Annotated in this window: 8 protein-coding genes; 5 read left to right on the forward strand and 3 right to left on the reverse strand. The window is 65.9% G+C overall.

The window, feature by feature from the left end; all coding sequences use genetic code 11:
• Positions 1–187, forward strand: a 187-nt coding sequence (locus AKL29_RS44010; protein WP_210168331.1) for a hypothetical protein, incomplete at its 5' end; no start/stop codon positions are given.
• A 35-nt stretch (positions 188–222) separates the two neighbouring features.
• The gene (locus AKL29_RS20375; RefSeq protein ID WP_050385375.1) at positions 223–2,895 is read left to right on the forward strand and encodes a flavin-containing monooxygenase; all 2,673 of its coding nucleotides are present in this window, start codon (positions 223–225) and stop codon (positions 2,893–2,895) included.
• Between the two features lie 415 nt (positions 2,896–3,310).
• On the opposite strand, the gene AKL29_RS20380 is transcribed toward AKL29_RS20375, so the two are convergent.
• Together AKL29_RS20380 and AKL29_RS20385 are read right to left on the reverse strand one after the other, a co-directional pair.
• Positions 3,311–4,153 (reverse strand): GNAT family N-acetyltransferase, encoded by an 843-nt coding sequence (locus AKL29_RS20380; protein ID WP_050385376.1) that lies wholly within the window; start codon positions 4,151–4,153, stop codon positions 3,311–3,313.
• 235 nt (positions 4,154–4,388) lie between these two features.
• The gene (locus tag AKL29_RS20385; RefSeq protein WP_050385377.1) at positions 4,389–5,033 is read right to left on the reverse strand and encodes a TetR/AcrR family transcriptional regulator; all 645 of its coding nucleotides are present in this window, start codon (positions 5,031–5,033) and stop codon (positions 4,389–4,391) included.
• A 187-nt stretch (positions 5,034–5,220) separates the two neighbouring features.
• On the opposite strand from AKL29_RS20385, the gene AKL29_RS20390 reads away from it, so the two are divergent.
• The 3 genes from AKL29_RS20390 (at position 5,221) to AKL29_RS20400 (ending at position 10,305) form a co-directional block, all read left to right on the forward strand.
• Complete coding sequence (locus AKL29_RS20390) at positions 5,221–6,507, forward strand: HlyD family secretion protein (RefSeq protein ID WP_050385378.1); 1,287 nt, start codon at positions 5,221–5,223, stop codon at positions 6,505–6,507.
• A gap of 47 nt (positions 6,508–6,554) precedes the next feature.
• Positions 6,555–8,144: a DHA2 family efflux MFS transporter permease subunit gene (locus AKL29_RS20395; RefSeq protein WP_050385379.1), complete on the forward strand. Its 1,590-nt coding sequence runs from the start codon at positions 6,555–6,557 to the stop codon at positions 8,142–8,144.
• 361 nt (positions 8,145–8,505) lie between these two features.
• Entirely contained in the window at positions 8,506–10,305 is a 1,800-nt protein-coding gene (locus tag AKL29_RS20400; protein WP_050385496.1) for an ABC transporter ATP-binding protein, read from the forward strand.
• A gap of 64 nt (positions 10,306–10,369) precedes the next feature.
• Here the strand turns inward: AKL29_RS20400 and AKL29_RS45160 are convergent.
• A partial coding sequence (locus tag AKL29_RS45160; protein ID WP_244482220.1) for a TSUP family transporter occupies positions 10,370–10,676 on the reverse strand: 307 nt, incomplete at its 5' end.

A 10,676-nucleotide genomic window follows, 5' to 3' on the forward strand; every position in this document is an offset into this window, starting at 1 on the left:
TATGGGTCCCGGCTTTCGCCGGGACGACATCAAAGTGTGCGGCGCCGTTCGTACCCGCTGCGTCGCCACAACTTACGTCACCACTTGCGTCTATGCGCTGCGCGGCGCGCTCCAGGCCGCGGGCGTCACAATTGCGGCGACCTCTGATTGCGTTTGTCGTGATGACAAACTGAAGGCTCGAGGCTAGCCTTCCGTCAAATCAAAACATACGGGAGGAATGGCATGCCAGACGCAGCAGTTGCAGCACGCGCTTCAGACTCCACGCAGAGCGGAACCACGCAACAGGTCGACGTTGCGGTGGTCGGCGCTGGCTTCGCCGGACTGTACTTGCTGCATCGGTTGCGCAAGGCGGGCTTCTCGGCGGTCGCGCTCGAAGAGGGCGCCGACGTCGGCGGCACCTGGTACTGGAATCGTTATCCCGGCGCGCGCTGCGACATCCAGACCATCGACTACAGCTACACCTTCGATCCCGAGCTCGATCAGGCCTGGACCTGGTCGGAGAAATACGCGACCCAGCCGGAAATCCTGCGCTATCTCGGCTTCGTCGCCGACCGCTACGATCTGCGCCGCGACATCAGGTTCGGCACCAAGGTGACGCAGGCGACCTGGAATGATGCGACCTCGCGCTGGCAGATCTCGACCAACAACGGCGCCGACGTCTCGTGCCGCTACTACATCATGGCGACCGGCTGTCTGTCCTCGCCGAAGCCGCCGGAGATCGACGGCGTCAAGGACTTCAAGGGCGAGATCTATTTCACCGGCCGCTGGCCGCATCAGGGCGTCGATCTCAAGGGCAAGCGCGTTGCCGTGATCGGCACCGGATCGTCGGGCATTCAGTCGATTCCTTTGATCGCCGAGCAGGCCGCGCAACTCACCGTGTTCCAGCGCACCCCGAACTTCGCGCTGCCTGCGGGCAACGGCCCGGCGCCGGAGGATCGCAAGACCTATTTCGAGGGCGACCGCGCCGCCTATCGCGAGCAGGCGCGCTGGTCGATGGCCGGCGTGCCCTATCCGCAGCAGACCGTGGTGAGCTGGCAGTTGAGCGATGCCGAGCGCCGCGAGCGGTTCGAGAAGGCGTGGGCGGCGGGCGACCTCGTCCACATCCTGACCCAGCTCTGGGCCGACCAGGCGGTCGATGTCGACGGCAACAGACTGGTTGCCGATCTGATCCGCGAGAAGATCGGCGCTGTGGTCAAGGATCCGGAGACGGCGGCGGCGCTGGCCCCGCATGATCATCCGTTCGGCGCCAAGCGTCCCTGTCTCGATACCAACTACTACGCGACCTACAACCGTCCGAACGTGACGCTGGTGAATCTGCGGCAGGAGCCGATCAAGGGGATCACCGCCAGCGGCATTTTCACCAACGGACGCAAGTTCGACGTCGACGTCATCGTGTTTGCCACCGGCTTCGACGCGATGACCGGCGCGATCATGGCGGTGCATCCGATCTCCGGCCGCGGCGGCAAGTCGCTATCGGATGTCTGGGCGCACGGACCGCAGACCTATCTCGGCGTCACCGTCGCGGGCTTCCCCAATCTGTTCATGATCACCGGTCCCGGCAGCCCGTCGGTGCTGTCGAACATGGCTGTCTCGATCGAGCAGCATGTCGATTGGGTGGTCGAACGGATCGCCGCGCTGCGCGACGCCGGCTTCACCACGATGGAAGCGACCGAGACCGCGCAGACCGGCTGGGAACGGCACATGGCCGACTGCGCGACGCTGACGCTGCACCGGCTCGCCAACACCTGGTACACGGGCGCCAACGTGCCCGGTAAGCCGCAGGGCGTGATGCCCTATACGGGCGGCGTCGGCCCGTATCGCAGCATCTGCAACGAGGTGGTCGGCCGCGGCATGCTCGGCTTCAGGCTCTCGGGTCCCGGCGTTGCCGATCAATGCAATGACGGCGAGATCGTGCGCTTGCAGCCGGATGTGCGGCTGGTGCTGAACCTGCTCGGCGAGATGAACCTGCCGCCGCTCGAGACGATGGGGGCGCAGAGCGCGCGCGACTTCCTCACCGAGTTCAACAAGGGCCGTCCCTTTGGCCGCCCGGTCGGCGAGGTCGGCAGCGGCATGCTGCAGGGTGCGGACGGTCCGCTGCCGTACAAGCTCTACCGGCCGGCGACGCCGGGGCCGCATCCGATCGTGGTGTATTTCCACGGCGGCGGCTGGGTGCTGGGCGACGAGATGTCGGACGATCCGTTCTGCCGCGACCTGTGCCGGCGCACCGGCATGATCATCGTCAGCGTCGGCTATCGCCACGCGCCCGAACATCGCTTCCCGGCCGCGGCCGAGGACGGTTTTGCGGCGACGCGCTGGATCGCGGCCCATAGCGCCGAGCTCGGCGGCAGGGCAGGGCCGCTGCTGGTCGCGGGCTGGAGTGCCGGCGGCAACATCGCGGCCGTCACCTGCCAGCTCGCGCGCGATCGCGGCGGGCCCGAGATCGCGGGCCAGCTCCTGATCTGTCCGGTCACCGATTCCACATTCGACCGGCCGTCCTATGTCGACAACGCGACCGGCTATTTCCTGACCCGCGGGCTGATGTACTGGTTCTGGGACCTGTACTGCTCGCCGGCCGATCGCACCGACCCGCGCGTCGCGCCGCTGCGCGGCAAGCTCGAAGGCCTGCCGCCCGCATTCATCGCGACCAGCGAGTTCGATCCGTTGCGCGACGAGGGCATCGCCTATGGCGACGCGCTCGCCAAAGCCGGCGTCAAGGTCGAGCAGCTCAAGGCGCAGGGGCACTTCCACTCGTCGTTCGTGATGGTCGACGTCATCATCACCGGCGTTGCCGGCCGCGTGAAGATGGCGAAGGCGCTGCGGCGCTTCGCCGGCCTGCCCGAGGAGGTCGAGCAGGACAACGTCGCCGCGCCGGAGGTCAACGCGGCGGCGAACTAGATCGGGTTTGAATTGCAGCCGCGCTCCCTCTCCCGCTTGCGGGCACTTGCGGGGGAGGCGCGTTGCGAAAATATCGAAAACAACCCCATGCAAAGGAGCCGGCGGTGGCGGGCGTTCGACCGAGCCACTTGACACGTCGGGCAACTCACGGATATATTTCTAATATTCCGAAATCGTAAAAGCGCACGACTCGCCCCACGGGCCTATGGCTCTAGCACCGGTGTTTCCGCGCCGTCATGGCCGGGCTTGTCCCGGCCATCCACGTCTTTCGTGGAAACCAAGACGTGGATGCCCGGCACAAGGCCGGGCGTGACGAGTTTGTGGAGCTATCGAGCCCACATGCGATTGCCCTGCCCGCAAGCGGGGGAGGTGCAGCAGTCTGCCGCGAGACCTTTCAACCTGGCGACATCTCGCGCTAACCGAGCTCGAATGTCGTGACGCCGAACAGGCGATCGATCCGCAGCGCCGGGATCGCGCCGGTATACATCCGCGCGGTCTCGAACACTGGTGACAGCCCGAGGCCTTGCGCCAGCGCCACGGCGTCGCGATTGACCGCGGGGACATCGAGGAAGACCTCGCCGCTGCCCGCGCTCGCGAGCAATGCCGCGACAACGGCCTCGGCGCCGGCACGGTCGTCAGCAACGAGCGGGCCGATCTTGCGGCCGGTCCGGCACGGGCGGATCACGCCCCAGCCGGCCAGCCTGCCGTCGTGCATCAGCGCGCGACCGACATGTCCTGACGTGTTGATCCAGGCGCGCAGGAATGCCGGCCGCGGTGCGGGAAACACCGTGGCGTCATCGGCCTCGATCAGCGCCATCGGCAGATCGGTCAGCGCGACGGTGCGGTCGCTCGGCGCGGACGGTGCGGCGACAGTGCCGCCATAGCGCACATTGGCGTAAGCGAGCGCGAAGCCGGACTTCTGGTAGTTCGCCTGCTGCGCCACCACGCCGTCGAGCCCGATCACGCGCGGGCGCGCATGCGCGATGGCCGCATTCCAGATCTTCAGGCCATGGCCGCGGCCGCGCAGATCCGGACGCACGATGTAGAAGCCGAGGAAGGCGAACCGCGCGCCGTAATTGACGCAGGAGATCACTGCGGCAGGCTCGCCATCGAGCTCGCCGATGAAGAAGCCCTGTGGGTCCTCGGCGGCAAAGCAGGGCGCATCGGCGAGACCGGGATTCCATCCCTCCGCCGCGGCCCAATCCACCGCGAGCGCGATCTCGTCAGGCTGCATATGCCGGATGCTGAGGTCATTCATGGATAAGCGTTCTCGCATTGTCGCCGCAAGCGCGATGATAGCGCACCAATGTCTCGTCGTCATTGCGAGGAGCTCGCGACGAAATTGCGAGGCAATTTTGCGCTGAAGCGACGAAGCAATCCATCGCTCCGCAAGCGGGAGAAATGGATTTGCTTCGCGGAGCCTGTCATCCGGCGGCGCTTCGCGCCTACCGGGTGGCTCGCAATCACGCGGATAAAGTGACGTGCAATTGACCTTATCGATCGGCCTTCGGCCGGTACGCCGCGAAGAACACGCGCGTCGCGCTGTCGACGACGGTTGCGATCCGCTCCGGCGAGGGCGACGGCCTGGCCTGGAAGATGAACGCCTGGAACAGCGTCGCCTGGCACATCTGCATGAACTGCCAGGCCGCGAGCTGGTAGTCGTCGATCACGAGCTCGCCGAGCGCGGCGCGTGCCTCGAGATAAGCGGCAAAGCGGTCGACGGTGTGGGCGATGACGTGGGTGTAGAACCGGCTGCCGAGCTCGGGCATCCGCTCGGCGATCGCCATCACGGTGCGGATCGCCGAGCCGCCGCCGGGCCGGCACAGCACCGCGACATAGGCGCGGCCGAATTCGTGGAGGGTGGTGTCGACGTCGCGCGCCGGATCGAAATTGAAGGCGACCTTGCCCTGCTCGAGCTTCTCTTCCTCGACGATCGCCGCGAACAGCCCGGCTTTGTCGGGGAAATAGACGTAGAGCGTGCCCTTGGAGACGCCGGCAGCGCGCGCGATCTCGCCCATGCTCGCGCCGTCAAAGCCGAGCTCCAGGAACACCTTACGGGCGCCGTCCAGGATCTGGCGGCGTTTCGACGATTCCTCCTCGCCGACGGACAGGAGGGAGGTTCGGGGCGCTGCAACCATTGATTTAGCTTCTCGGGAAAGAACTCAACCCAAAGTAGGAAAGGGTAGAATCGAAGCCTTATAATCTAGAGGCGAGAATATAGATTGACCGAACCGTTCGGTCAATGGTATCTTGGGAGTGACGATGCGCCGCACGGCCCTTATTCCGCCATAGCGCGCGTCAAGATTTTTGTGGGGAGCCTCGGCTATGGCCGCAGCACGGGATCAGGCTGCACGCATTGTTCGTTCGGAGCCTGAGATGGCCGAGGACGCGATCGCGCGCGATGCATCCGCCGATCTCGGCGAGCAGGGTCGGGCTGATGAAGCCAAGCGTCCCGCGGAGGCGCCGCCCGCGTCTGTGCCCGAGCAGCCCGCGGCTTCGCCCGCTGCGGCGGCAGCGCCGAAATCCGGCAAGCGCAAATTCGTGATGATGGGCGTGGTCGGCCTGCTCGCGCTCGCCGCCGCGGGCTATGCCGCCTATTACCTGATGGTCGGGCGCTTCTACGTCTCGACCGACGATGCCTATGTCCGCGCCAACAACTCCATGCTCGGCGCGCGCGTCGCGGGCCATATCGCGGCGATCCTGCCCGGCGATAACGCGCTGATGCGCACAGGCGACGTGATCTTCCGGATCGATGACGGCGACTACCGTATCGCGGTCGACGCCGCCCGCACCCGGATCGCGACCCAGCAGGCGACGATCGAGCGCATCGGCCGCCAGGTTGCGGCGGCGGCGAGTTCGGTCGAGCAGGCGCAGGCCCAGCTGGTGTCCGCCCAGGCCGGACTGAAGCGCGCCGATCTCGATTTCGACCGGCAGCAGGCGCTCAGCACCAAGGGTTTTGCCTCGCGTGCCACGTTTGAAGTCTCGGAGGCCGGCCGCGATCAGGGCGCGGCCAGCGTGCGGTCCGCGCAGGCGGCCTATGATGCGGCCAAGGACAATGTCGAGGTGACCAAGGCGCAGCAGGCCGAGGCCCGCGCCCAGCTCGCCGAATTGCAGACCCAGCTCGCCAAGGCCGAGCGCGATCTCGAATTCACAAATGTCCGCGCGCCGGTCGACGGCACCTTCTCCAACCGCCTGGTGAACACCGGCGACTATATCAATGTCGGTCAGCGGCTCGGCAATGTGGTGCCGCTCGACGGCGTCTACATCGACGCCAACTATAAAGAGACCCAGCTCAAGCGCATCCGCACCGGGCAGCGGGTGACGATCAAGGTCGACGCCTACGGCTTCCGCAAGTTCACCGGCCTCGTCGACAGCATTTCGCCGGCGGCGGGCTCGGTGTTCACCTTGCTGCCGCCGGACAACGCCACCGGCAACTTCACCAAGATCGTGCAGCGCCTGCCGGTCCGCATCCGCGTGCCTGCCAGCGTCGCCAAGCAGGGTCTCTTGCGCGCGGGCATGTCGGTCTACACCACCGTCGACACCCGCGAGGGCGCGGCCGATGCCGACGCCGAAACCGATCTCGACGCGCCGACGATGATCCATCCGCAGTGATGTCTTGAAGCTTCGGACAGAGTCCGAGGCTCGGAGCCGATGAGCCCATGGCTGATACGACCACTGCTTCGCCCTCGATGATGACCGGCGCCCCGGAGTCCGAGCGCATCCAGCCGAAGCGGCTGGTTGCCTTCATCATCATGGTGTTCGGCATGTTCATGTCGATCCTGGACATCCAGATCGTCTCGGCCTCGCTATCCGAGATCCAGGCCGGCCTGTCGGCCTCTTCGACCGAAGTGTCGTGGGTGCAGACCGCCTATCTGATCGCCGAAGTGATCGCGATTCCCTTGTCTGGATTCCTGTCGCGCGCGCTCGGCACGCGGCTGTTGTTCGCGATCTCGGCGTTCGGCTTCACCGCCTCGAGCCTGCTCTGCGGCTTCGCATCCTCGATCGAGCAGATGATCCTGTGGCGCGCGCTGCAGGGTTTTCTCGGCGCCGGCATGATCCCGACGGTGTTCGCCTCGGCCTACACGATCTTCCCGCGCACCAAGTTCCACATCGTGGCGCCGATCATCGGCCTCGTCGCGACGCTAGCGCCGACCGTTGGCCCGACGGTCGGCGGCTACATCACCGATCTGATGTCCTGGCACTGGCTGTTCTTCATCAACATCGTGCCTGGCGTCATCATCACGGCAGGTGTGCTGGCGCTGGTCGACTTCGACCAGCCGAACTTCGCGCTGCTCGAGCGCTTCGACTGGTGGGGCCTGATCTTCATGGGCGGCTTCCTCGGCTCGCTCGAATATGTGCTGGAGGAGGGTCCGCAGTATGAGTGGCTGCAGGACACCTCGGTCGCGGTCTGCGCCGCGGTCGGCTTCGTCTCGGCGGTCGCGTTCTTCTGGCGCGTCTTGACCGCGGAGGAGCCGATCGTCGATCTCTACGCCTTCTCCAATCGCAACTTCGCGGTCGGCTGCGTGCTGCAGTTCTGCATCGGCATCGGGCTCTATGGCCTGACTTATGTCTATCCGCGCTATCTCGCGGAGGTCCGCGGCTACAGCGCGCTGATGATCGGCGAGACCATGTTCGTCTCCGGCGTCACCATGTTCTTCATGGCGCCGGTGGTCGGCCGGCTGATGCAGAAGGTCGATCTGCGCTACATCATCGCCTTCGGCCTCGTGACCTTCGCGCTCGGCTCCTGGCAGATGACCTGGATCACCCGCGACTATGATTTCTACGAGCTGTTGGTCCCGCAGATCCTGCGCGGCATCGGCATGATGTGCGCGATGGTGCCGACCAACAACATCGCGCTCGCGACGTTGCCGCAGGATCGCGTCAAGAACGCCTCCGGCCTGTTCAACCTGATGCGCAACCTCGGCGGCGCGGTGGGGCTCGCCGTCATCAACGAGGTGCTCAACGACCGCACCGATCTGCACATCTCGCGTCTGCATGACCGCGTGACCTGGGGCAATACGACCGCGGTCGAAACCCTCAACATGTTCACCCAGCGCATGCAGGGCATGGGCGATTCCGCCATCATGGCGATGAAGCAGCTCTCGCAGATCGTGCACCGCCAGGCCGCGGTGATGGGCTATGGCGACGCCTTCTTCATGCTGTCGCTGTTCTATGTCGCGCTCAGCCTTCTGGTGCTGTTCGTCAACAAGCCGCCGTCGATGACCGCGAGCGGCGGCGACGCGCATTGAGCGCATTGGATTCGCGCGGGCTACGCCCGGTCGCGTGAATAGCTGACGTCGTCGACACATTGACGCACTCACGCCGATGTTACCTTGCCAACCGCGCGTGATGCATTTATAAGCAGCGCTTCCTTACTCGAACCGGGGAGATGCGCATGAAGTCGCTTATTTCGCAGATCGCGCGCCCGCGTTCGACGGTGCTGAACGCGTTCAGGCGTTAGCTCCCGGCGCTGATCGGGCCTGATCCCCGATCATCAAAACTTCCCAACAATTTATCGACAATTTCCAGCGGCGCACGCGGTCGGACTCCGCCCGCACGTCGCCTCAGATGGAGCCGGCACGCGCTGCAAAGGCGTGGCCGGAACGTGCCATGCCCTCTCTGACGACCAAGCGACCGGCCGCGATCCGGATCGTGCTTCCCTTTGTGTTCCGCCATTGGCTGCAACAGCCGCTGCGTGCCTCCGCGGTGACGGCGGGATTCCTCGGCGCGACCGCGGCCGACCTGTTCATGCCGGTGTTTTCCGGCCATCTGGTCGACGCGTTGACCGCGGGCGCCACCGATGCGGCCGCGCGCCATGCGGCAATGCTGGCGTTCGGCGCCATCGTCGGCCTCGGCGCGCTGTCGCTGGTGCTGCGGCTGGTCGGCATCCAGACCATCGTGCCGTTCACGCTGAAGACGATGTCCGATGTCGGGCAGCAGGCCTTCATGCGGGTGCAGCGCTTCTCGACCGACTGGCACGCCAATTCGTTCGCCGGCTCCACCGTGCGCAAGATCACGCGCGGCATGTGGGCGCTCGATTTGCTGAACGACACTATCCTGATGGCGCTGCTGCCGTCGGTCGTGGTGCTGGTCGGCTCGATGATCCTGCTCGGCGTGCATTGGCCGCAGCTAGGCGCGGTGATCGCGGTCGGCTCGGTGATCTATGTCGCGATGACCATGGTGTTCCAGGTACGTTACGTCGCGCCCGCCGCGCGCGTTTCCAATGCGTGGGACACCAAGGTCGGCGGCACGCTGGCCGATGCCTTGACCTGCAACGCGGTGGTGAAGTCGTTCGGCGCGGAGACGCGCGAGGACATGCGGCTCGACGGCGTCATCAGCCGCTGGCGCCGACGGGTGCGGCGGACCTGGTTCCGCTACAACCACACCTCGACGGCGCAGCTCGTGGTGCTGCTGTGCTTCCGCGCCTCGGTGATCGGCGGTGCGATCCTGCTGTGGGCGCAGGGCCGTGCCACGCCGGGCGACGTCACCTATGTGCTGACCAGCTACTACATCATCCACGCCTATCTGCGCGATGTCGGCATGCACATCAACAACCTGCAGCGTTCGGTGAACGACATGGAGGAACTGGTGCAGATCCATGGCGAGCCGCTCGGCATTGTCGATGCGGACGATGCTGGGACGATCGACATCCAGGGCGGCCGCATCGTGTTCGACGACGTCACGTTTCACTATGGCGGCCATCGCCGGCCGCTCTATGACGCCCTGTCGGTCGACATCGATGCCGGCGAGCGCGTCGGCCTGGTCGGGCGCTCCGGCTCCGGCAAGACGACCTTCGTCAAGCTGGTGCAGCGGCTCTACGATGTCTCCGGCGGCCGGATCCTGATCGACGGTCAGGACATCGCCAGGGCGACGCAGCAATCGCTGCGCAGCCAGATCGCGATCGTGCAGCAGGAGCCGATCCTGTTCCACCGCACGCTGGCGGAGAACATCGCCTATGGCCGGCCGGGCGCCAGCATGGAGGCGATCGAGCAGGCGGCGCGGCTTGCCAATGCGCACGACTTCATCATGCGGCTGCCGAAGGGTTACGGCACGCTGGTGGGCGAGCGCGGCGTCAAGCTGTCGGGCGGCGAGCGGCAGCGCGTGGCGCTGGCACGCGCCTTCCTGGCGGATGCACCGATCCTGATCCTGGACGAGGCGACCTCGAGCCTCGATTCGGAGTCCGAGGCGCTGATCCAGCAGGCGATGGAACGACTGATGAAGGGCCGCACCTCGATCGTGATCGCACATCGGCTGTCGACCGTGCGCAGCATGGATCGCATCCTGGTGTTCGACCGCGGCGAAATCGTCGAGCAGGGCACGCATGAGGTGCTGGCCGCGCGTCCCGGCGGCATCTATCGCGGCCTGTTCGAGCGTCAGGCGACCGAGTTCGGCCAGGCCGCGGCGGAGTGAGATGGCGCATGGCTGGAGCTTCGGATCTGATTGGATCAGAACCGGCGCTCTCGCAGCGCCCGCGCTATTTCGGCGCCAGCCCGTTCCACACCAGCGCGACGCCGGACAGGAACAGCAGCAGCAGCACGACGTCGGAGAAATTGCGGTCGCTGAGCGCATGATAGAGCCGCGCGCCGAGCCAGGCGCCGAGCAGCGTCCCCGGAAACGCGCACGCCACCAGCCAGATCAGCTCGGGCTTCACCAGGCCGCTTGCGATCTGCACGCAAAGCGCGGCCGCCAGGATCGTGAAGTTGAAGATCTGGAACACGCCGCGGCGCTGCTGCTTGCCCCAGCCGCGCACGCTGGCCCACAGGATCGGCAGCGGGCCGGAC

The sequence above is a fragment of the Bradyrhizobium pachyrhizi genome (genome assembly GCF_001189245.1).
GTDB classification, from domain to species: Bacteria; Pseudomonadota; Alphaproteobacteria; order Rhizobiales; family Xanthobacteraceae; genus Bradyrhizobium; species Bradyrhizobium pachyrhizi.

What these genes read in the sequence shown, in the direction of transcription:
- AKL29_RS20375 (WP_050385375.1), top strand. Translation starts at nt 223, where the DNA reads ATGCCAGACGCAGCAGTTGCAGCACGCGCTTCAGACTCCACGCAGAGC.
- AKL29_RS20380 (WP_050385376.1), bottom strand. Translation starts at nt 4,153, where the DNA reads ATGAATGACCTCAGCATCCGGCATATGCAGCCTGACGAGATCGCGCTC.
- AKL29_RS20385 (WP_050385377.1), bottom strand. Translation starts at nt 5,033, where the DNA reads ATGGTTGCAGCGCCCCGAACCTCCCTCCTGTCCGTCGGCGAGGAGGAA.
- AKL29_RS20390 (WP_050385378.1), top strand. Translation starts at nt 5,221, where the DNA reads ATGGCCGCAGCACGGGATCAGGCTGCACGCATTGTTCGTTCGGAGCCT.
- AKL29_RS20395 (WP_050385379.1), top strand. Translation starts at nt 6,555, where the DNA reads ATGGCTGATACGACCACTGCTTCGCCCTCGATGATGACCGGCGCCCCG.
- AKL29_RS20400 (WP_050385496.1), top strand. Translation starts at nt 8,506, where the DNA reads ATGCCCTCTCTGACGACCAAGCGACCGGCCGCGATCCGGATCGTGCTT.